The organism is Microbacterium sp. 1.5R (assembly GCF_001889265.1).
Classification (GTDB): domain Bacteria; phylum Actinomycetota; class Actinomycetes; order Actinomycetales; family Microbacteriaceae; genus Microbacterium.
In genome coordinates this window covers 2316037-2337570 of the sequence record NZ_CP018151.1, presented here as the reverse complement: position 1 = coordinate 2337570, position 21534 = coordinate 2316037, and the positions used below count along the sequence as shown (strand labels likewise).

Genomic DNA, 21534 nt, shown 5'->3' with positions numbered 1-21534 from the left:
ACCGTATCCGAGAATCGCGCCGAAGTGGAAGATCTGTTCGAGCGTGTCGGCCGATTCCCGGACTTCTGTTTCGAAGAACGCTTGACAGATGTTCGAATTCGAAGATAACTTCGGAACGTAGCTTCGCATTCACGGCTCCCGGCCGAGGCGCGAATGCGAACGCTACGCCAACTTCACCGCCCACGCGGTAGATGCAGAGGAGCACGACATGAGCACCATCACCTTCAGCAGTGCAGCAGTCCTTCCGGCTCGTCCGGCGACGCGGCTCAAGCTGACGGCGCGCGGTCGACGTGTCGTTCTCGCTGTCGCGGCCGTGCCGCTCGCAGCCGGGATCGCATTCGCCGCACTCAGCGGCGGCAGTGCGATGGCCTCAGGCGAGCAGACTGCCACGGCATCGTTCGCGACGGTGACGGTGATGCCCGGCGACACGCTGTGGTCGATCGCTGAGAGCGTGGCCCCCGGCGCGGATCCGCGCGACGTGATCGGCGACATCACGCGTCTGAACCTGCTGCGCGGCGGCGAGCTGCAGATCGGCCAGGAGCTGGCGATTCCGGCGCAGTATTCGGAATGAACCCGTGAGGGCCGTTCGATCGAGCGGTGCGGCGCGGAAGCGCGTTCACACTCCGTCACCACGAGCGTCTGTGTAGCGAAGGCGGCCTACCATGGGAAGGGTGACTGCATCACTCGCCGACCTCCCTCTTCGCGACGACCTCCGAGGGCTCACGCCCTATGGAGCGCCGCAAGCGCCTCTTCCGATCGCACTCAACGTCAACGAGAACACGCATCCAGTTCCCGACGCGGTCGCCAGTGACATCCTGGACGACATCGCGGTCGCGCTCCGCGATGTCAACCGCTACCCGGATCGCGAGTTCACCACGCTCCGGGAAGGGTTCGCGGAGTACCTCGGTCATGGTCTCGAACCGGCTCAGATCTGGGCGGGCAACGGGTCGAACGAGGTCCTTCAGCACATTCTGCAGGCGTTCGGCGGGCCGGGCCGCACGGCGTTCAGCTTCGCCCCGACCTACTCGATGTATCCGCTGATCTCGAAGGGCACCGGAGCGCGCTGGGTCGCCGGCACCAGGCAGCCCGACTACACGATCACCCCCGAAGAGGCGGCATCGCAGGTGCGAGATGTCGATCCTGACGTCATCCTGCTGTGCTCTCCGAACAATCCGACAGGCACGCCGCTGGGCCTCGACGTCGTCGAAGCCGTGTACGAGGCGTCGAACGGAATCGTCGTCGTCGACGAGGCGTACCAGGAGTTCGCGCCGCACGACGCGGCATCGGCTCTGACCCTTCTCGAGGGACGACCGCGGCTCGCCGTCTCCCGCACGATGAGCAAGGCCTTCGCCTTCGCGGGTGCCCGCGTGGGGTACCTCGCCGCGGATCCTGCCTTCATCGACGCTCTGCGGCTCGTGCGCCTGCCGTACCACCTCAGCGCTCTCACGCAGGCCGCAGCCGTCGCCGCTCTGCGCAACTCCGACGTGATGCTCGGCATGGTCGAGGAGATCGTCGAGCAGCGGGATCGCATCTCCGCGACACTCGAGGCGCTGGGGTACACCCCGCATGAGTCCTGGTCGAACTTCGTCCTGTTCGGGGGCGTCGCAGAGCCCCAGAAGGTCTGGCAGCAGCTCTACGAGCAGGGTGTTCTCATCCGCGACGTCGGGATCCCCGGGCACCTCCGCGTCACCGCGGGCACCGAGGCGGAGACCACGGCATTCCTCGATGCCCTCGCCTCGATAGGATCGGCTTCATGAGCAGCCCCGCCCAGACCCCGCGCACCGCCACGCGTGTGCGCAGCACGTCGGAGTCCACCGTCGAGCTCGAGCTGAACCTCGACGGCACCGGTGCGAGCCGTATCGACACGTCGGTGCCGTTCTTCGATCACATGCTGACGGCTTTCGCGAAGCACTCGCTCACGGACCTCACGGTGCGCGCCTCGGGGGACACGCAGATCGACGCACACCACACCGTGGAGGACATCTCGATCGTTCTCGGTCAGGCCATCCGTGAGGCGCTGGGCGACAAGTCAGGCATCTCGCGATACGGCGACGCTCTCGTGCCGCTCGACGAGGCGCTCGCTCAGGCTGTCGTGGACATCTCGGGGCGTCCCTATCTCGTTCACACGGGGGAGCCTGCCGGTTTCGAGCACCACCTCATCGGCGGCCACTTCACCGGTTCGCTCGTGCGCCACACGTTCGAGGCCATCACCTTCAACGCGGGACTCACGGTGCACGTGCGCGTTCTCGGGGGCCGCGACCCCCACCACATCGCCGAAGCCGAGTACAAGGCATTCGCTCGGGCGTTCCGCCAGGCCAAGGCCCTCGACCCTCTGGTCGACGGCATCCCGTCGACGAAGGGCGCACTGTGAGCAGGGCTCCCCGGGTCGCCGTCTTCGATTACGAATCCGGCAACATCCACTCGGCTGTCAAGGCGCTCATCGCCGCCGGTGCTGATGCGGTGCTGACGCGCGACCGCACGGAAGCGCTCGAGGCAGACGGTCTCGTGGTGCCGGGGGTCGGCGCGTTCCAGGCCGTGCGCGATGCGCTCTACGCGCACGGCGGCGACGAGATCATCGATCGCCGGCTCGCAGGCGGGCGCCCGGTGCTCGGCATCTGCGTCGGCATGCAGGTTCTGTTCGCGCACGGTGTCGAGCGCGGGCACGATTCCGAGGGTCTCGGCGAATGGCCGGGAGCGGTCACGGAGCTCAACGCGCCGGTGCTGCCGCACATGGGGTGGAACACGGTCGAGCCGGGCGCCGAATCGGTGCTGTTCAAGGGCATCGAGAACGAACGCTTCTACTTCGTGCATTCCTACGCCGCGCAGTCGTGGGAGCTCGATGTCATCCCGCCGTTCCCTCAGCCGGTGCTCACGTGGTCGACGTACGGCGATCCGTTCCTCGCTGCGGTCGAGAACGGGCCGCTCTCCGCGACGCAGTTCCATCCTGAGAAGTCCGGCGAGGCCGGAATCCAGCTGCTCCGCAACTGGGTCGACAGCCTTCGGTCCTGACGCGTCGGCAGCCCGCTGAGCCGCCGTCGATCCGAACCTCGGACGACCGATCCGCCGGGTCCACTGCCGAACGGCTCAGAAGCCTCGGGCGACGGCGGCCGCGGCAGAGAGCCACGACCGCTGCGTCGGCGCCGCGAGTGCGCGAAGACGGAGGTGGCCGTCGACCATCTCCCGATCGAAGGGGATGCCGACGACTTCGCGCGCGAGCGGCTGATATCCGGCGATGACGTCTGCGACTTCGGCGGGGGATGCCTTCGGGTCCGCCTGGCTGACGACGACCACTGACTCGCGAGCCAACCGTGCGGATCGCTCGTCGCGGTCTTCGAGTGCCTCGAGCAGCAGCGCCCCGGCCTCGGCATGGTCGTCACGTGTCGTCGTCGCCACGACGATCTGGTCGGCGAGGTCGATCATCCGCAGCCACATCGGATCGGACTCGTCGTTGCCGGAGTCGATGATGATCAGACGGTAGAACTTGGCCGCGATCGCGTGGATGGAGTCGACGTCACTCGGCCGGAGCCGATTCTCGTGGGCCAGTCGGACGGGCTTCGACCGCAGGACGTCGTACTTCTCCTGCGGCTGGTGATGCACGAAGTGCGCGAGGTCGGCTGACTGTCCCTGGGCTCCGAGCAGGCGCTGGGTCTGCGGAAGCAGTTCGAGCAGTGTGCGATCGTGCGCCCCCGTCTCGGTGCGCCAGCCGAGGGTGCCGCGGGTCTGGTTGTTGTCCCACGCGAGAACCCCGGCGCCGCCGTACTGCGCGAAGACCGCCGACAGCAGCACGGTGGCCGGTGTCTTTCCCGCCCCGCCCTTCCCGTTGACGACAGCGACGGTGCGGGGGCCCGGCCAATGGCGGCTCACCGCGTGCTCGTCGTCGCGGACGGCGCGTTCGCGAGCGCTCGGGCCGAGGGTGAACCCGACGCGGTTGAGCAGCCCGCGTCCGCCCTGACGCGCTGGCTCCTCACGGCGCTCCTCCTGAAGGAACGAGCGACGCCCCACTCCCTGCTCGCGCTGCTGACGACGCGAGGATGCCGAGGACGCCGACTCTGCAGCGGCGGCGTTGGGCGCGGACGGGGCCGAGGCGGGCACGGGCAGCGGCGGAGCGGGGGGTACGTCGGAAGACTGGGGGCGCGGTGCCGTGGCCGCCGGAACGGCGGGCCGCGCGGTGCTGTCCTGAGTCGAAGAGCTCTGCTGTTCCGACCACGCGGTCGAAAGCGATCCGGTCGCAGCGGGCGCACCGGAAGGTGCCGGCGTCGTCGGTGCCGCAGGGGCTGCGGGCGATGCGGCTGAGGGCGCGGGCGGTACTGCAGGGGCGGCGGGTGGCGCAGCGGGGACCGAAGGCGGTGCGGAGATCGGTACAGCGGGCGTGGCCGGTCGCGCATCATCGGAAGGAGGAGTTGCGGCGGAGGCTGCTGCCCATGCCGCTGCGGCTCGTGTCCCCGGCGCGGGGGCGGGCTGGGGTGCCGGTCGGGGGTGCGGGGCTGTGGGCTCCGCGTCGGGTCCAGCCGGCATCTGAGCGCGCTCATCCGGAGTCTCGGGAGGCAGCGCATTCCCGCGTCGCAGGGGTCCGCCTCCTCGCGCTTCCGCATCGCGCACCATGGAACATCTCCTCACACACCGAAACAGGGGCGTCATCGAGGCTACCGCGTGGCACGGGAGGTTCTCTGCTGTCATCGTTTTGGAGCGGGCCGATACGCGGGCTAGTGTCGATTCTCGTGCCGACGAATCGGTCTCTCCATCTCACCTGAGGACGTCATGAACGACTTCGCGCAGTCTCCCGCTCTCACCCTTCTTCCCGCCGTCGATGTCGCCGGGGGCAAGGCCGTCCGCCTCACTCAGGGTGAGGCCGGCACCGAGACCAGCTACGGCGACCCGCTCGACGCCGCGGGGGAGTGGGTCGCACAGGGGGCGAAGTGGATCCATCTCGTCGACCTCGATGCCGCTTTCGGACGCGGCAGCAACGCACCGATCCTCCGCAAGGTCATCAAGCAGTTCAAGAACGTCAACGTCGAGCTGTCCGGCGGCATCCGTGACGACGCGACGCTCGAGGCGGCTCTCGAGAGCGGTGCGACCCGCATCAACCTCGGCACGGCCGCGCTGGAGAACCCCGAGTGGGCCGCCGACGTGATCAGCCGTTACGGCGAAGCGATCGCTGTCGGGCTCGACGTCCGCGGTACGACGCTGGCCGCTCGCGGGTGGACGAAGGAGGGCGGCGACCTCTGGGAGGTGCTCGAGCGCCTCGAGGATGCCGGTTGCAGCCGTTACGTCGTGACCGACGTCACCAAGGACGGGACCCTCAAGGGGCCGAACCTCGAGCTGTTGCGCGAGGTCACAGCCCGCACCCCGAAGCCCGTCGTGGCATCCGGAGGCATCTCGAACCTCGATGACATCGTGGCGCTCCGCGAACTGGTGCCGCTGGGCGTCGAAGGCGCCATCGTCGGCAAGGCACTCTACGCCGGCGCGTTCACGCTGGCCGAGGCGCTGGATGTCGCAGGGGACTGACGACGCCGGGGACCACGGTCCCCACGACCGTCATGGGTCGCACGAGCACCCGTCCAGCGATCGGGGCGACTCGGCCGGTGTGCCCTGGGAAGGCCGCAGCTTCCAGTCGAACCCTCATGCCGCCGACGACGGATCGGCCGACCCGGTTCTGCTCGACGCGCTGCTGCGTTTTCGGGCGGGCGACGGTGCTCAGACCGAGGTCGTCGACGCGTTCCGTTCGGCGCGGGTCCTGATCCCGCTCATCGCCGAGAAGGGCGAGGAGGGCGTGGCGCCGAGCGGTCTCGCTGTCGACAAGACTCAGGAGCTCTCGATCGTGACGGTCGCGGCTCCCGACGGTCGTCGCGTGCAGCCGGTGTTCTCGTCGGTCGAGGCGATGCAGCGCTGGGACGCGACGGCCCGTCCGATCCCGGTGGAAGCCGTGCGCGCCGCTCTCGCAGCGTCGGCGGAGGAGACGGATCTGATCGTTCTCGACCCGACGTCGGACACCGAGTTCGTCCTCCGTCGTCCCGCGGTGTGGGCGGTCGCGCAGGGTCATCGGTGGGAGCCGAGCTTCCTCTCGCCCGAGGTCTTCACTGCTCTGCAGGAGAGTGTCGCGCATGAACTCGCCGTGATCGACGTCGCCGTCGCGGCCGGAGACCCGGACGCCCGTCTGCGCGGACCAGAACTGATCGTCATCCTCGAGCTGGTCGACGGGCTCGAGCGCGAGGTGCTCGACGCCGTGCTCGCGCGCCTGGCGCAGCGGTGGGCGGCGGATGATCGTATCGCGGTGCTCGCCGACTCTCTCACCGTGAAGCTGCGTCGCTCGGCCTGACCGGCTCGGTGCTGCCACCGACCGGTCAGCCGCAGCGGCCGGCAGTCCCTAGTTGACCGGGCCTGTCCACTTCTCGCCCGGACCCTTGCCGATCGGGTCGGGAATGGTCGACGCCTCGCGGAACGCGAGCTGCAGCGAGCGCAGCCCGTCTCGGAGGGACCGCGCGTGCATGTCGCTGATCTCCGGTGCGCCGGCGGTGATCAGCCCGGCGAGGGCGTTGATGAGCTTGCGCGCCTCATCGAGGTCGAGCTGCTCCGCCGCGTGCGGGTCGTCGGCGAGGCCGAGCTTGACCGCCGCGGCACTCATGAGGTGGACGGCTGCGGTCGTGATGACCTCGACCGCCGGCACATCGGCGATGTCCCGCGTGGCGGAGGACGCCGCCTCCTCCTGCCGTGCCCAGCGCTCTTCGCGCTCGCGTGCAGCCTCATCCGATGCCTGGTTCGTCACTTCGCCTTGCCTTCTGTTAGACTTTGTCGGGCTCCGGAGCGTCATGCTCCGGTACGAAAGAGGATTCACTTCCCACCCGCGCTTGCCGTTCCAGGCTACCGGGTCTTGCACTCCACCGGATCGCGTCGTCAGACGGGGTCCGGCAGGCAGGGTGCGGAGCCGGCGTCTGAATGCCGGTGGGTGGGACGATTCTGATTTCGCCCGGGGTGCTGACAGCATCCTGGTGGCCGAATCCCATCGTCTAAGGAGCTACGCATCAGCGATCCCCGCACCAATGAGCGCATCCGCGTCCCCGAGGTCCGCCTCGTCGGTCCCGCGGGTGAGCAGATCGGCGTCGTCCGCATCGAGGCGGCGCTGCGCCTTGCGCAGGAAGCAGATCTCGACCTCGTCGAGGTCGCGCCCAACTCGAAGCCGCCCGTGGTCAAGATCATGGACTACGGCAAGTTCAAGTACGAAGCCGCCCAGAAGGAGAAGGAAGCTCGCCGCAACCAGGCGAACACCATCCTCAAAGAGGTCCGCTTCCGCCTGAAGATCGAGGCGCACGACTACACGACGAAGCTCAAGCGCGCCGAGGGCTTCCTCAAGGCCGGCGACAAGGTGAAGGCCATGATCCTGTTCCGTGGTCGCGAACAGTCGCGTCCCGAGCAGGGCGTCCGTCTCCTCCGCAAGTTCGCCGAGGATGTCGCCGAACTCGGAACCGTCGAGTCGAACCCGACCATCGACGGCCGCAACATGGTCATGATCGTGGCTCCGCTCAAGAGCAAGTCCGAGGCGAAGCAGGAGCAGAATGCGGTTCGCGACGCCCAGCGCGCAGCGAACAAGCAGGCCGCCCGCGAAGCCAAGACCGACGCCGACGAGCCGGCCGAGGCCGCAGCGGAGTAACTCCCGCCCCCAGACTCCCGCACCGCGGGTTGACACCGTCGCCTGAGAAGGCGCCATACGAAGGAAGAGAAGATGCCGAAGCAGAAGACCCACTCGGGTGCTAAGAAGCGCTTCAAGATCACCGGCAGCGGCAAGCTGAAGAAGCAGCAGGCCGGAATGCGCCACAACCTCGAGCACAAGTCGAGCCGTCGCACCCGCCGCCTCAACCAGGACCAGGTGCTGTCGAAGGCTGACACCAAGGTCGCGAAGAAGCTTCTCGGTCGCTGACGCGCCCGAACGCACGATAGGAACACAGGAAAATGGCAAGAGTCAAGCGGGCGGTAAACGCCCACAAGAAGCGTCGGGTCATCCTCGAGCGCGCCTCCGGCTACCGCGGTCAGCGTTCGCGCCTCTACCGCAAGGCCAAAGAGCAGGTCATCCACTCGCTGGTCTACTCGTACCGTGACCGTCGCAAGCGCAAGGGCGACTTCCGTCGTCTCTGGATCCAGCGCATCAACGCCGCTGCACGCCAGAACGGCATCACGTACAACCGCTTCATCCAGGGCCTCGGTCTCGCGGGTGTCACCGTCGACCGTCGCATGCTCGCCGACCTCGCGGTCAACGACGCAGCGACCTTCACGACGCTGGTCGAGACGGCGAAGAAGGCTCTGCCTTCCGACGTCAACGCTCCGAAGTCGGCTGCATAAGCAGCTCTTCACCACAGAGGACGCTCTCCTTCGGGAGGGCGTCCTCTGTCGTTCGCCCGGCGTTTGCGCAGGAACGGTCCTGCCGTTCTCTAGACTGTGAACGTGCTGGAGAACCCCCGTTCGCCCCGAGTCCGTGCCGTCGCCAAGCTGACCAAGCGCAGCGCGCGCGCAGAGACAGGGCTCTACCTCCTCGAAGGTCCCCAGGCGGTTCGCGAGGCGCTGACCTACAGTCCTGAGGCGATCGTGGAGCTGTTCGCGACCCCGACCGGCTGGGAGAAGCATCCGGACATCCGCGCGAAGGCATCGGACGCCGGCATCGAGGTGGAGTACGTCACGGAGTACGTGCTGAACGCGATGGCCGACACGGTCACTCCGCAGGGGCTGGTGGCCGTCGTCCGGCAGGCGCCCACGTCGGTGCGGGACATCTTCGCGGCATCCCCCCGTCTGGTGGCGATCTGCGAGGAGATCAGGGACCCGGGAAACCTCGGCACGATCATCAGGGCCGCCGATGCGGCGGGAGCCGACGCCGTCGTGCTGACGGGCCGCACGGTCGACCCCTACAACCCGAAGGTCGTGCGCGCCACGACAGGTTCGCTGTTCCATCTGCCCGTGTCCGTGGGCGCAGAGCTCTCGGATGTGGTCGAGAAGGCTCACGCCGCCGGACTCCGGATTCTGGCCGCGGACGTCAAGGGCGAGGATCTTCTTCATGCGCGGGCGGACGGAGTGCTCGCCGAGCCCACGGCGTGGCTGTTCGGCAATGAGGCGCGCGGTCTCGAGGACGAGGCGCTCGCGCAGGCCGACCAGGTGCTGAAGCTGCCGATCTTCGGCCGCGCCGAATCCTTGAACCTCGCCACGGCAGCGAGCGTCTGCCTGTACGAGAGCGCGTTCGCGCAGCGGGCGGCATCCTCGGCCTGATCTCCGGCGGACGAGCGGCCGCCCGTCCTGCTGGTAGGTTTGTCCCTGCTCGAGCGGAGAAGGGGACCCAGGGTCGATGCAGATTCTGATCGTGGAGGACGACGAGCGTGTCGCCGCTGCACTCGAGGCCTTCCTCGCGCGATCCGGGTACGCCACCGTGCGAGCCGCAGACGGAGCCTCCGCGCTGCAGCAGCTGGGTGCGGACACCGAGGTGGTGCTCCTCGACCTCGGTCTGCCCGATGTCGACGGCATCGATCTCTGCCGTCGGATCCGCGCACGCTCCGAGGTGCCGATCGTGATCGTCACCGCACGCAACCAGGTCACGGAGCGCATCAGAGGGTTGCGTGCCGGCGCTGACGATTTCGTCGTCAAGCCCTACGACGTCCACGAGCTCCTCGCCCGGATCGAGGCGGTCACACGACGCTCTCGACCCGTGCGGCCGGAATCCGAGGCGCGCGTACGGCTGCAGGATGGCGAGATCGAGATCGACCTCGTCGCCAGGCAGGTGATCATCGCACGCGCTCCCATCGAACTCACTCGCAAGGAATTCGACATCGTGGCGGTGCTCGCCCGGTACCCCGGCGTCGCCGTGCCGAAGGAGAGACTCATCCGCGAGGTCTGGAACACCGACTGGCGGGGCTTCGGGCACTCGCTCGAGGTGCACGTCGGCGCGATCCGCAAGAAGGCGGGTCAGCGGCATCTGATCGAGACCGTGCGCGGTGTCGGCTATCGGTTGGCCGGGTAGCGTTCGATGCGCAGACGTCTCGTCGTCGTCTTCCTGGTGCCGCTCGTCGCCATCCTGCTGTCGTTGGGCGGCGCCACGGCGTGGAGCGCGACCCGCAGCATCCAGCAGGCCTTCTACACCGAGCAGCTCGGTGACCTCGGGTATTTCGTGACCAGCGCGCGGCAGGCGCTGCGGTCGGGCAGCGCGACGGTGATCGATGCGGAGGTCGCCCGCTTCCACGAGGTGTACGGGATCGATGTGATCGTCTTCGATCTTTCCGGTGGGGTGTGGTCAGCGCGCGACGGCGGCGGCGAAGTCCTGTCAGAGGACGATGCCGCACGGGTCGGCCTCGCGCTCTCGGGGCGCCGCGCCGAGGCGCCCGAGCCGGTGTTCCCCTGGATCGCGGCAGAGTCCTCGCTCGTCGAGCCGGTCTTCGACGACGGAGACGTGATCGGCGCCGTGATGCTCTCCGCGGACGTCGAGGCGCCACGGACCCAGATCCTGCAGCAGATTCTCGTGCTGACGGTCGTGTCGATCGTCTCGATCGGACTCGGCGTGCTCCTCGTCTTCCAACTCGCGCGGTGGGTGCTCTCTCCGGTCCGACGTCTCGATGAGGCGATGATCGCGATCGAACGCGGCGAGATGGATGCGAGGGTCGCGGAGGACACGGGGCCTCCTGAGCTACGCCGGATGACGCGCGTGTTCAACGGCATGGCGGATGAGATCGAGCGCGTCATGACGCGTCAGCAGGAGTTCGCCCTGAACGCCTCGCACGAGCTCCGCAATCCCCTCAACGCGCTGCTGCTGCGTGTCGAGCACCTCTCGACCGGTCTCGGAGCCGACTGGAAGGACGACGTCGAGGAGACGAGGGAGGAAGGGCGCCGGATGGCTCGCATCCTCGAGACGCTCCTCGGACTCGCGCGCGGCGGACGCGCCGACACGACGATCTCAGCCGTCGATCTGACGACGCTCGCCACCCGCCGCGCAGACGCCTGGAGCGAGGTCGCGTCACAGCGACGCGTCCGGATGCTCTCGACAGGAGTGGGCCCGGTGATGAGCATCACCGACCGCACGATCGTCGAGAGCGCGCTCGACGCCGTCATCGACAATGCGGTGAAGTTCTCGCCCGCCGAGTCGGCCGTCGAGGTCGACGCGCACCGCAGCGGTGGACTCTGCGTGCTGACAGTCCGCGACCACGGCCCCGGGCTGACGCGAGAGCAGGCCGCGAACGCCGCCGACCGATTCTGGCGCAGCGACGACAGCGGCGGAGTTCCGGGGTCAGGGCTCGGCCTCGCGATAGCGACCGACCTCTTGGAATCGATCGGCGGCGAGCTGCGGGTCGATACGCCGGACGACGGCGGGCTGCTGGTGTCGCTGATGCTGCCGGACGGAGCTGAGGGATGAGCGCGCGGGCTAGCCGCCGCGCATGGTGGCGCAGAGGGGTGGCGACGGCACTCGTGCTGCTGCTCGCCGCCACGAGCAGCGCGTGCAGCGCTCGATCGACGGAGTGGAACGACTCTGCCTACGAGATCGCCGGCGGGGGATCCAACGGGGTCTATTACGCCTACGGCGACGAACTCGCTCGGGAGCTGTCGGAGTCCTTGGGCATCCGCGTGTCGGCAGCCGAGACCGCCGGGTCCGTCGACAACCTCCTGCGGGTGAGCTCGGGGGAGGCCCTCCTCGGCTTCGCGCAAGGGGATGCCGCTGCCGACGCCGTCGCCGGAGTGGGAGCGTTCGACGAGCCCATGCCGGTGCAGGCTGTCGCTCGCCTGTACGACGAGTACCTCCACGTGGTCGTACGCGCGGATTCGGACATCGCCGCCCTCGGCGACCTTGCGGGCAGGACGGTGTCGCTCGGGGCCGAGAATTCCGGCGTCAATGTGATCGCGGCGCGAGCACTCGACGCCGCCGACGTCGACATCGCGACGATCACGGATCCCCGGCTCGATCTCGGTGAGTCGATCAGCGCGCTCGAGAGATCCGAGATCGACGGATTCTTCTGGGTCGGCGGCATCCCGACACCGGGCATCGCGGAGCTCGCGACGACGACGCCCGTGCGGCTGGTGCCGATCGAGCAGACATGGGTCACCGCGATCAACGCTCGATACTCCGAGGCGTATCGGCCGTCCGACTTCCCCGTCGGGCTCTATGGACTCGACGAGTCCGCGCCCACGATGGCGGTGCCGAACTATCTGGTCACCTCGTCCGACACTCCGGACGGCGTCGTACGGGACGTCCTCACGAGCCTCTTCACGGTCCGCACCGATATCGCGCAGCGGGTTCCGGTCGCGTCCCTGCTCGACCGCAGGCAGGCGATCTTCACGGGGCCGGTCGACCTGCATCCGGGGGCCGTCGAGTACTACCGGGACCAGCGGGACTGAGGCCTCAAGAAATCCTCAAGAAGTCTCATACCGGCATGTCACTCTGCCAATGTGGGGGTCGATCGCGCTCGATTCAACGGAGAATTCAGATGCCACAGAGCCCACGCCCCTCATTGAGGCGCGGACTCGGCCATTCTCCGGAGTCGTCCTGCGATCGGATCCGGTCGGAGGCTTGCTGCCACGTTCTACTCGGGGGAGGAACGGAGCAGCAGGGACGCCCCCACGGTCCGCGGGGGCGGACCGTGGGGCACTCCGGTTATCGGGCGGGATCGGCCCCATCGCGTGGTTACGAACGTGTAAATGTCGACGCATCACTGTGGAGCCACGTGAGCGACCTGGCTAGTTTGGAGAAATGATGACCACAGGTAAGCCCCTCGTCGTTGTCGACAACGTCCAGAAGCACTACGGCGACTTCCAGGCGCTCACGGATATCGACCTCACGGTGAACGCCGGCGAGGTCGTCGTGGTGATCGGTCCCTCAGGCTCGGGCAAGTCGACACTGTGTCGCACGATCAACCGCCTCGAGACGATCACGAGCGGCACGATCAGCATCGACGGCAAGGCGCTCCCCGCTGAGGGAAAGGGCCTCGCGCATCTGCGCGCAGACGTCGGCATGGTGTTCCAGTCGTTCAACCTCTTCGCGCACCTCACGATCCTCGAGAACGTGACGCTCGGCCCGATCAAGGTCCGCGGCATGAAGAAGGCCGATGCCGACAAGGAGGCGATGATGCTTCTCGAGCGCGTCGGCGTCGCCCAGCAGGCCTCGAAGCTTCCCGCACAGCTCTCCGGCGGACAGCAGCAGCGCGTCGCGATCGCCCGCGCTCTCGCCATGCAGCCCAAGGTCATGCTCTTCGACGAGCCGACCAGCGCGCTCGACCCCGAGATGATCAACGAGGTCCTCGACGTCATGGTGGAGCTCGCCCGTGACGGCATGACGATGATCGTCGTGACCCACGAGATGGGCTTCGCTCGCAAGGCCGCCAACCGGGTCGTGTTCATGGCCGACGGCAAGATCGTCGAGGAGGCGACGCCTGAGGAGTTCTTCACGAACCCGAAGAGCGACCGCGCCAAGGACTTCCTCTCCAAGCTCCTCACGCACTGACGAGCCTCACAGACCTTTGCACACACAGCACACGAAGGAGACGCACATGCGACGCACACGGACACTGGCAGGAATCGGGATCGCGACGGTTGCACTGTTCGCGCTGACGGCCTGCAACAGCGGCAGCCCGTCCAGCCCCGGCGCCGGAACCGGCGGCGAAGAGAGCGAGGACTCCACCTGGTTCGAGGTCGCTGACGACGTCCAGCTCGAGGGCAGCCCGACGTTCGACGCCATCCAGGAGCGCGACAAGGTGATCGTCGGCGTCAAGGAGGACCAGCCCGGGCTCGGCTACCTCGATGTCACGACCGGAGAGCGCACCGGCTTCGACGTCGACATCGCACGGTGGATCGCCGCATCCCTGGGCTACGACGAGGACAAGATCGAGTTCAAGCCGATCGCTTCGGCGAACCGCGAGCAGGCGATCACCAACGGTGACATCGACTACTACGTCGGCACCTACTCGATCAACGACAAGCGCAAGGAGCTCATCGACTTCGCGGGTCCCTACTTCATCACCGGTCAGGGACTCCTGGTCGCCGCCGACGCGGACGACGCCGAGGCTCTCGAGGACTTCAACGGCAAGACCGTCTGCTCGGCGACCGGCTCGACGCCGATCCAGAACATCAAGGCGAACTTCCCCGAGATCAAGACGCAGGAGTACGACCTGTACTCCGCCTGCGTCCAGGACCTCATCGACGGCAAGGTCGACGCCGTGACCACCGACCAGGCGATCCTGATCGGCTACGCGGCCCAGTACCCGGATGACGTCAAGGTGACCGGCGGCCTCTTCACCGAGGAGCGCTACGGTGTCGGCCTCACGAAGGGCGACGACGCGCTGCGCACGCACATCAACGAGCTCTTCACCGACGGTGGCGACATCTGGCAGGCGATCTTCGACGCGAACCTCGGTTCCAGCGGCATCGAGGTCGAACAGCCCGAGGTCGACGCTTACTGATCGACATGGGCGGCCCCCTCAGGGGGGCCGCCCATTCACTCTGAAGAAGGGAGGGTGGCGTGGACGTCATCTTCGGCAACCTCGACCTGTGGGGACAGGCGATCAGTAACACGCTGATCGTGTTCTTCGCGGGCGGGATCATCGCACTGATCCTGGGTCTGATCGTCGGGGCCATGCGTGTCTCCCCGGTGCCCATCGCCCGCGGCGTCGGCACGGTGTACGTGAACACCGTGCGCAACACCCCGCTCACCCTCGTGTTCTTCTTCTTCATCTTCGGGTACCCGCAACTCGGGTTGCCCGAACTGTCGAACCTCGTGCTCGGCATCCTCGCCATCGGCATCTACACGGCGACCTATGTGGCCGAGGTCCTGAGGGCGGGTATCAACACGGTGCCCGTCGGTCAGGCCGAGGCCGCGCGGGCCATCGGACTTCCCTTCGGACAGGTGATGGGTCTCGTGATCCTGCCGCAGGCGTTCCGCTCGGTCGTCCCGCCGATGATGAGCGTCTTCATCGCGCTCCTGAAGAACACGACCGTCGCAGCCGGGTTCTCGGTCGCCGAGCTCGCGGCTCTCCGGTCGACCATCAACGATTCGGCCGACCGTCCGGGCAACCCGATGGAGGTCCTCCTCTGGGTCGCCGTCGTGTTCGTCGCCCTGGTGCTGCTGTTGAGCTGGCTGCAGCGATATCTCGAGAACCGTTGGAGGATCGCGCGATGAGCTCTGTACTGTACGACGTCCCCGGACCCCGGGCGATCGCCCGCAACCGGATCATCGCGGTCGCCACCGTCGTCCTCGTCCTGGCCGCCATCGGCTTCATCGTGCTCCGCATGGTGGAGACAGGCCAGTTCTCGGCGGAGAAGTGGTACGTGTTCACGTTCTCCAACGTGTGGATGGGTATCTTCAAGGCCCTGGGCAACACGCTCGCAGCCTTCGCGCTCGCCGCCGTCCTCAGCGTCGTCCTCGGCTTCGTGCTGGCCATCGGGCGGCTCTCCGAGCACGCGTGGGTGCGGATCCCCGTGACAGCCGTCACCGAGCTCTTCCGTGCCGTTCCGGTGCTGGTGTTCATGATGCTGCTCTACTACGGGCTCCCCGTGGTCGGAATCAAGATGGATCCCTACTGGGCCGTCGTGATCGCACTGATGGCCTACAACGGCTCCGTGCTCGCCGAGGTTCTGAGGGCCGGCATCGAGTCCCTGCCTCGGGGGCAGAAAGAGGCGGGCTACGCGATCGGACTCCGCAAGAGCGGCGTGATGCGTCTCATCCTCCTGCCGCAGGCGATCCGGGCGATGCTCCCGGTGATCGTCGCGCAGCTGGTCGTCACGATGAAGGACACCGCTCTGGGCTTCATCATCACCTACCCCGAGCTGCTGTACTACGCGAAGCAGCTGACGTCGCAGCAGGGTCGCCCGATCCTGCAGTCGGCCTTCGTCATCGGCGGCATCTACATCGTCATGTGCCTCATCCTGTCGGGCATCGCGAAGTGGGTCGAGATCCAGACCCGTCGCTCGCCGAAGGTGAAGGCGATCCACGCGGCAGAGGATCCCCGCCAGCACGGCGACGGCACCGACACCGAGCTCATCACGCTGCAGCGCGGGGGCAGCGGCTTCGGCGGCACCGGTGGTGTAGGCGGGCTGGACAGCTCCGATCCGAAGTGATGTCCACCGGCGCGGGGCGACCGCCTCGCGCCGGTAGACTCCTGTCTCGTGTCTGAGTCTCCCGAAATCACCCCGGAAGCGGTCGAAGCCGCCGTGGCGGCCGCGCTCGAAGCGATCGCCGCAGCCGCCGATACGACCGAACTGAAAGCCGCTCGCGCCGCGCACGTCGCCGACGGATCGCCGCTCGCCGTCCTGAACGCCTCGATGCGTCAGGTCGCCCCCGAGAACAAGGCCGCCTTCGGCAAGCTCGTCGGACAGGGCCGCGGTCAGGTCTCCAAGGCGCTCGCCGCCAAGGAGGAGGAGCTCGCCGCCGCGGAGGTCGCTGAGCGCCTCGAGGCCGAGCGGCTGGACATCACGGCGATCCCCTCGCGCACGCGCGTCGGCGCCCGGCACCCGCTGACCCTGCTGAGTGAGCAGATCTCGGACATCTTCGTGGGCATGGGCTGGGAGATCGCGGAAGGACCCGAGCTCGAGCACGAGTGGTTCAACTTCGACGCTCTGAACTTCGACGTCGACCACCCCGCCCGTCAGGAACAGGACACCTTCTACGTCGACCCGCCGTCGCGCCATCTCGTCATGCGCACGCACACGAGCCCCGTGCAGGTGCGCTCGATGCTCGATCGCGAGGTGCCGATCTACGTGCTCTGCCCCGGCCGTGTGTACCGCACCGACGAGTTCGACGCGACGCACCTCCCCGTCTTCACCCAGTTCGAAGGACTCGTCGTCGACAAGGGCATCTCGATGGCGCATCTCAAGGGAACGCTCGACCACGTCGCGCGTCAGCTCTTCGGCCCCGAGGCCAAGACGCGCTTCCGCACGAACTTCTTCCCCTTCACCGAGCCGTCGGCCGAGCTCGACCTCTGGCACCCCACCTTCAAGGGCGGCGCCCGTTGGATCGAGTGGGGCGGCTGCGGCATGATCAACCCGAACGTGCTCCGCGCGGCGGGGATCGATCCCGACGTCTACAGCGGCTTCGCGTTCGGAATGGGCGTCGAGCGGGGACTCATGTTCCGCAGCGATGTGCAGGACATGCGGGACATGGCAGAGGGCGATGTCCGTTTCAGCGAGCAGTACGGGATGGTGGTGTGATGCGCGTCCCGCTTTCGTGGCTGCGTGAGTACGTCGATCTGGCAGCGGATACGACACCGGAAGACGTCCTCGCAGCGCTCGTGACCGTCGGATTCGAGGAGGAGGACGTCCACCGCTTCGAGATCTCGGGTCCCGTCGTCGTCGGACAGGTCGTCTCGCTCGAGGCCGAGCCGCAGTCCAACGGCAAGACGATCAACTGGTGCCAGGTCGATGTCGGTGAGGCGAACGGCGGAATCCGCGGAATCGTCTGTGGCGCGCACAACTTCGTCGCGGGTGACAAGGTCGTCGTGACGCTTCCCGGTGCAGTGCTGCCGGGGCCGTTCCCGATCGCCGCCCGCAAGACCTACGGGCACGTGTCCGACGGCATGATCGCCTCTGCGCGTGAGCTGGGGCTCGGCGACGAACACAACGGCATCCTCGTCCTCGCGGACCTCGGTATCGATGCACCCGTCGGCACAGACGCCATCAGCCTGCTCGGACTCGACGATGTCGCGGTCGAGATCAACGTCACGCCCGACCGCGGGTACGCGTTCTCGCTGCGCGGTGTCGCCCGTGAGTACTCCCACGCGACCGGAGCACCGTTCCGCGACCCGGCCGAGCGCGACTTCACCGAGCTCCAGCCGGGCGCCGGTCACACGGCGATCGTCGACGATGCAGCCCCCGTACGCGGCCGCGTCGGCGCCAGCGAGTTCGTCACGCGCGTCGTCCGAGACGTCGACCCCGCGCGGCCGACCCCGCCGTGGATGATCGCGCGGCTGTCGCTCGCCGGCATGCGCTCGCTCGGCATCCTGATCGACATCACCAACTACGTGATGCTCGAATTGGGGCAGCCGCTGCACGGGTACGACCTCGACAGGCTCTCCGGTGGCATCACCGTGCGTCGTGCGACGGCCGGTGAGACGATGACGACCCTCGACGGCCAGGAACGGAAGCTCCACGTCGAGGACCTCCTGATCACCGACGAATCGGGTCCCATCGGTCTCGCCGGAGTCATGGGCGGCGGCACGACCGAGATGAGCGACACGACGCACAACGTGCTCATCGAGGCCGCGACCTTCGACCCCGTGACGATCGCCCGCACCGCACGCCGTCACAAGCTGCCCAGCGAGGCATCCAAGCGGTTCGAGCGCGGTGTCGACCCGCTCGTGCCGTTCGTGGCCGCCCGCCGTGCAGCCGACCTGATGGTCGAATTCGCCGGCGGCGCGCTCACCGACGAGGGTGGCGCTCTGTTCGCCGAGGTCTTCGTCGCGGACATCGACCTCCCGCGCGGATTCGTGCAGGGGCTCATCGGCGTCGACTACTCCGACGACGAGATCGCCGGCGCGCTCACGACCATCGGCGCAGAGGTCTCCGGGTCGGATGCCGGGTGGACCGTGATCCCGCCGACCTGGCGTCCCGACCTCACCGACAAGTGGTCTCTCGCCGAAGAGGTCGCTCGCATCCACGGTCTCGACCGCATCCCGTCGGTGCTGCCGACGCCGCCGTCCGGCCGCGGGCTCACCGCACACCAGCAGGGTCGTCGCCGCGTCGCCGACGCGCTGGCGGCTGCCGGTCTCGTCGAGACGCCCTCATTCCCCTTCACGACGGAGGCGGAGAACGACCTGCACGGCTCGGCGTCGGGAGAGCATCTGCCCAGCATCCGGCTCGCGAACCCGCTCGACGGCTCCGCTCCGTTCCTGCGTCGATCGCTGATCCCCGGGCTTCTGCAGACCGCGCACCGCAACATCTCGCGCGGCCTCACGGACCTCGCGCTGTTCGAGACCGGAGTCGTGTTCCTGCCCGAGCCGGGTGTCGAGTACGGCACGGACGAGGTGCCGCCGCTCGGCGAGCGTCCGTCGGACGACACGCTCGCCGAACTGAACGCGTCGATCCCACCGCAGCACCGCCATGTCGCGGCGCTGTTCACGGGCAACGTCGTGACCAAGCAGCCGGGACGCGCCGTGGAGCCCTACGGGCTCTCCGAGGCGCTCGACGCCGCCAGAGTCATCGCGGCTGCAGCCGGAGTCGACCTCGATGTGGTGCAGGGGCAGCGCGCGGCGCTGCACCCCGGACGCACCGGCGTGCTCTCCGTCGGCGACGTCGAGATCGGATACGTCGGCGAGCTCCACCCCGAGGTCGCCGCCGGAGCAGACCTTCCCGGTCGTGCCATCGTGCTCGAGCTCGACCTCGACGAGGTCATCGCGCTCGGCGGGAACCGTGCGGTCGCCGCCTCGTTGTCGACCTTCCCCGCTGCGACACAGGACGTGTCGCTGGTGGTCGGCGCTGATGTGCCGGCGGGCGACGTACGCGCTGCGCTCACCGAGGGCGCCGGTGCGCTTCTCGAGTCGATCCGCCTCGTCGACGACTACCGGGGGGACGGCGTCGCGGATGGTCAGAAGAGTCTCACCTTCGCGCTGCGCTTCCGCGCGGACGACCGCACGCTCACCGCAGCCGAGGCGACAGAGGCGAAGCTCGCGGGTGTCTCTGTCGCAGCTGAGCGCTTCGACGCGACCCTGCGCGACTGAAGCTCCGCCTGAACCGACCCGCACGCGGACCGCACTCGAACGGTGCGGTCCGCGTGCGCGTGTGCTCTCAAGATGCTGCCGACGCCGCCGAGCCGACCTGAGCGCGGTGGACCTGCGAGGTACCGTGTCGGGATGAGCATCCTGCCCCACAGCACTCCCGCGGCGGTTCCTGATGGTGTCCGACCGATGGGTGAAGCGCCGTTCCTCGAACCCGGCGACCAGATCTCCTGGCACTACCGCAAGCCCGGCTGGCAGCCCGGCGATGCGTCGACCATCACGCCCATGCGGGTGGTCCGCGACGATGAACGCGGTCTGGTGGCATGGCTCGCTCCGGGCACGCTTCAGGAGGGGCAGGGCACTCCGGCGGGCGAGCGCATCCGGACCGTTCCGCTCGAGCGTCGGTGGCTCGATCCGCGTACCCGGATCGTGGAGGAGTGGTGGGGCAACGGCATCCTCCGCATCGCTCCGGCCGGTGTGGCGTGGTCGGTGTGGCTGTTCTGGAGCGATGTGAGCGGTCCCGAGTGGGAGTTCGCCGGGTGGTACGTGAATCTCGAGAACGCGCATCTGCGCACCGACCGCGACACGTATTCGTCGGATCACATCCTCGACGTGGAGATCCAGGCGGACGGTCAGGTGCACCTCAAGGACGAGGACGAGGTGATCGCGGCCGTCGAGCAGGGACGTCTCACCTCTGAGCAGGCCGCGCAGATCGAACGACACGCGGACGCGGCGATCGAGTCCTTCCATCACGGTGACTGGCCGTTCGACGCCGAATGGCGCGACTGGCGCCCGGATCCCTCGTGGACGGTCCCGGAACTGTCCGGCCTGTCGGATCTTCGCACGAGCTGACCGGCATCCGCCCTGAGCGGAAGACCCTTCCCCTCGCGCGGCGAAGATGGTGGCATGGGGTCATGACGGATGTTCTGATCCTCGGCGGCACCGGCTGGCTGTCCGGCCGCATCGCCAGACGGCTGCTCCTGAGCGGGGCGACGGTGATGTGCCTGGCGCGCGGAGGACGACCGTCTCCGGAGGGCGCGAGCCTGGTGCTGGCCGATCGTGACGCCAGGGACGCCTACGATGCGGTGTCCGGTCGGGAGTGGGATCACGTGATCGACGTCTCGTCGAACGCGGCCCACGTCTCCGCTGCGGTCGCGGCACTCGGTGAGCGAGCGGGCCGCTGGACGTACGTCTCGTCGATGTCGGCATACTCCGACGAGGAGACGGTCGGTGCAGACGAGTCGGCGACGCTGCATCCGCCGGCTGAGAGGGGAGACGACGAGTACGGCCGGCAGAAGGTGGCCGCCGAGGACGCTGTCCGTGCACTCGGCGACCGCACCCTGATCGTGCGCCCGGGATTGATCGTCGGGGCGGACGACCCGAGTGATCGTTTCGGGTATTGGGCTGCCGCTTTTCTGCGTGCCGAGGACGGCCCGGTGCTGCTTCCGCCTGTCGAGGAGCGCGACGTGCAGGTGATCGACGTCGACGACCTGTCCGAGTTCGTCGCCACCACGGGGGCCACCGGCGTGATCAACACGATCGGCGATCGGCATCGGCTGAGCGAGGTCCTCGACGCCGTGCGCAGACGTGCGGGGCACCGGGGAGACACGGTCGCGGCATCTGACGCCTGGCTCGTCGAGCACGGTGTGGCGTATTGGGCGGGGGAGCGGTCGCTGCCGCTGTGGCTGCCGAGCGAGATGACCGGATTCATGACCAGGTCGAACGCCCGCTACCGCGCGGCAGGAGGTCGGCTTCGTCCGCTCGACGAGACGATCGCCGCCGTGGTCGATGACGAGCAGGCGCGCGGCGTCGATCGGGACCGGCGGGCAGGGCTCACTCGCGCCGACGAACTCGCGCTGTTGCAGCTGATCGACTGATCGGG

The 21534-nt window shown here is 68.0% G+C and carries 23 protein-coding genes; 21 read left to right on the top strand and 2 right to left on the bottom strand.

What is annotated here, in order from left to right:
• Positions 1-208 precede the first annotated feature (208 nt).
• The 4 genes from BMW26_RS11175 to hisH all read left to right on the top strand — a co-directional run bounded on the left by BMW26_RS11175 (position 209) and on the right by hisH (position 3009).
• The gene (locus BMW26_RS11175; protein ID WP_053096921.1) at positions 209-571 is read left to right on the top strand and encodes a LysM peptidoglycan-binding domain-containing protein; all 363 of its coding nucleotides are present in this window, start codon (positions 209-211) and stop codon (positions 569-571) included.
• 91 nt (positions 572-662) lie between these two features.
• Positions 663-1757 carry a histidinol-phosphate transaminase gene (locus BMW26_RS11170; protein WP_198032320.1) on the top strand — a complete coding sequence of 365 codons (1095 nt, stop codon included), beginning with the start codon at positions 663-665 and terminating at the stop codon, positions 1755-1757.
• Entirely contained in the window at positions 1754-2371 is a 618-nt protein-coding gene (gene hisB, locus BMW26_RS11165) for an imidazoleglycerol-phosphate dehydratase HisB (RefSeq protein WP_053096918.1), read from the top strand. Before BMW26_RS11170 ends, hisB begins: the two co-directional genes overlap by 4 nt.
• Positions 2368-3009: an imidazole glycerol phosphate synthase subunit HisH gene (gene hisH / locus BMW26_RS11160; protein WP_072591507.1), complete on the top strand. Its 642-nt coding sequence runs from the start codon at positions 2368-2370 to the stop codon at positions 3007-3009. Before hisB ends, hisH begins: the two co-directional genes overlap by 4 nt.
• Positions 3010-3084: 75 nt before the next feature.
• On the opposite strand, the gene BMW26_RS11155 is transcribed toward hisH, so the two are convergent.
• A complete protein-coding gene (locus tag BMW26_RS11155) occupies positions 3085-4092 on the bottom strand; it encodes a MinD/ParA family ATP-binding protein (protein ID WP_053096914.1) in 1008 nt (335 codons plus the stop codon).
• Positions 4093-4758: 666 nt separating this feature from the next.
• Between BMW26_RS11155 and priA the strand changes: the two genes are divergently transcribed.
• Positions 4759-5505, top strand: a complete 747-nt coding sequence (gene priA, locus BMW26_RS11150) for a bifunctional 1-(5-phosphoribosyl)-5-((5-phosphoribosylamino)methylideneamino)imidazole-4-carboxamide isomerase/phosphoribosylanthranilate isomerase PriA (protein WP_053096912.1) — start codon at positions 4759-4761, stop codon at positions 5503-5505.
• A complete protein-coding gene (locus BMW26_RS11145; RefSeq protein WP_053096910.1) occupies positions 5489-6316 on the top strand; it encodes an SseB family protein in 828 nt (275 codons plus the stop codon). Before priA ends, BMW26_RS11145 begins: the two co-directional genes overlap by 17 nt.
• A gap of 48 nt (positions 6317-6364) precedes the next feature.
• On the opposite strand, the gene BMW26_RS11140 is transcribed toward BMW26_RS11145, so the two are convergent.
• Positions 6365-6763: a DUF1844 domain-containing protein gene (locus tag BMW26_RS11140; RefSeq protein WP_053096908.1), complete on the bottom strand. Its 399-nt coding sequence runs from the start codon at positions 6761-6763 to the stop codon at positions 6365-6367.
• Positions 6764-6994: 231 nt separating this feature from the next.
• Here BMW26_RS11140 and infC point away from each other — a divergent pair, with 231 nt between their 5' ends.
• The 15 genes from infC (at position 6995) to BMW26_RS11065 (ending at position 21529) form a co-directional block, all read left to right on the top strand.
• Entirely contained in the window at positions 6995-7645 is a 651-nt protein-coding gene (gene infC, locus BMW26_RS11135) for a translation initiation factor IF-3 (protein WP_072591506.1), read from the top strand.
• Between the two features lie 72 nt (positions 7646-7717).
• On the top strand, positions 7718-7912 hold the full coding sequence (gene rpmI, locus BMW26_RS11130; protein ID WP_017828564.1) for a 50S ribosomal protein L35: 195 nt from the start codon (positions 7718-7720) through the stop codon (positions 7910-7912).
• A gap of 32 nt (positions 7913-7944) precedes the next feature.
• Positions 7945-8331 (top strand): 50S ribosomal protein L20, encoded by a 387-nt coding sequence (gene rplT / locus BMW26_RS11125; RefSeq protein ID WP_045252681.1) that lies wholly within the window; start codon positions 7945-7947, stop codon positions 8329-8331.
• Positions 8332-8433: 102 nt separating this feature from the next.
• Entirely contained in the window at positions 8434-9246 is an 813-nt protein-coding gene (locus tag BMW26_RS11120; RefSeq protein ID WP_072592321.1) for a TrmH family RNA methyltransferase, read from the top strand.
• A 76-nt stretch (positions 9247-9322) separates the two neighbouring features.
• The gene (locus tag BMW26_RS11115) at positions 9323-9991 is read left to right on the top strand and encodes a response regulator transcription factor (RefSeq protein ID WP_072591505.1); all 669 of its coding nucleotides are present in this window, start codon (positions 9323-9325) and stop codon (positions 9989-9991) included.
• Positions 9992-9997: 6 nt separating this feature from the next.
• Positions 9998-11374 (top strand): sensor histidine kinase, encoded by a 1377-nt coding sequence (locus BMW26_RS11110; protein WP_056280153.1) that lies wholly within the window; start codon positions 9998-10000, stop codon positions 11372-11374.
• On the top strand, positions 11371-12351 hold the full coding sequence (locus BMW26_RS11105; protein WP_072591504.1) for a TAXI family TRAP transporter solute-binding subunit: 981 nt from the start codon (positions 11371-11373) through the stop codon (positions 12349-12351). Before BMW26_RS11110 ends, BMW26_RS11105 begins: the two co-directional genes overlap by 4 nt.
• 352 nt (positions 12352-12703) lie before the next feature.
• Positions 12704-13453: an amino acid ABC transporter ATP-binding protein gene (locus BMW26_RS11100; RefSeq protein WP_372984152.1), complete on the top strand. Its 750-nt coding sequence runs from the start codon at positions 12704-12706 to the stop codon at positions 13451-13453.
• Positions 13454-13499: 46 nt separating this feature from the next.
• Positions 13500-14408, top strand: a complete 909-nt coding sequence (locus BMW26_RS11095) for a glutamate ABC transporter substrate-binding protein (protein WP_053096898.1) — start codon at positions 13500-13502, stop codon at positions 14406-14408.
• A 59-nt stretch (positions 14409-14467) separates the two neighbouring features.
• Complete coding sequence (locus BMW26_RS11090; protein ID WP_053096897.1) at positions 14468-15124, top strand: amino acid ABC transporter permease; 657 nt, start codon at positions 14468-14470, stop codon at positions 15122-15124.
• Positions 15121-16062, top strand: coding sequence for an amino acid ABC transporter permease (locus BMW26_RS11085; RefSeq protein ID WP_053096895.1), 942 nt, complete (start codon positions 15121-15123; stop codon positions 16060-16062). The genes BMW26_RS11090 and BMW26_RS11085 overlap by 4 nt, the downstream gene beginning before the upstream one ends.
• A gap of 48 nt (positions 16063-16110) precedes the next feature.
• Entirely contained in the window at positions 16111-17151 is a 1041-nt protein-coding gene (pheS, locus tag BMW26_RS11080) for a phenylalanine--tRNA ligase subunit alpha (RefSeq protein ID WP_072591503.1), read from the top strand.
• Positions 17151-19655: a phenylalanine--tRNA ligase subunit beta gene (pheT, locus tag BMW26_RS11075; RefSeq protein WP_072591502.1), complete on the top strand. Its 2505-nt coding sequence runs from the start codon at positions 17151-17153 to the stop codon at positions 19653-19655. Before pheS ends, pheT begins: the two co-directional genes overlap by 1 nt.
• 132 nt (positions 19656-19787) lie before the next feature.
• Positions 19788-20504, top strand: a complete 717-nt coding sequence (locus BMW26_RS11070) for a DUF402 domain-containing protein (protein WP_198032319.1) — start codon at positions 19788-19790, stop codon at positions 20502-20504.
• Between the two features lie 62 nt (positions 20505-20566).
• Positions 20567-21529, top strand: a complete 963-nt coding sequence (locus tag BMW26_RS11065) for an NAD-dependent epimerase/dehydratase family protein (RefSeq protein ID WP_072591500.1) — start codon at positions 20567-20569, stop codon at positions 21527-21529.
• Positions 21530-21534: the final 5 nt, after the last annotated feature.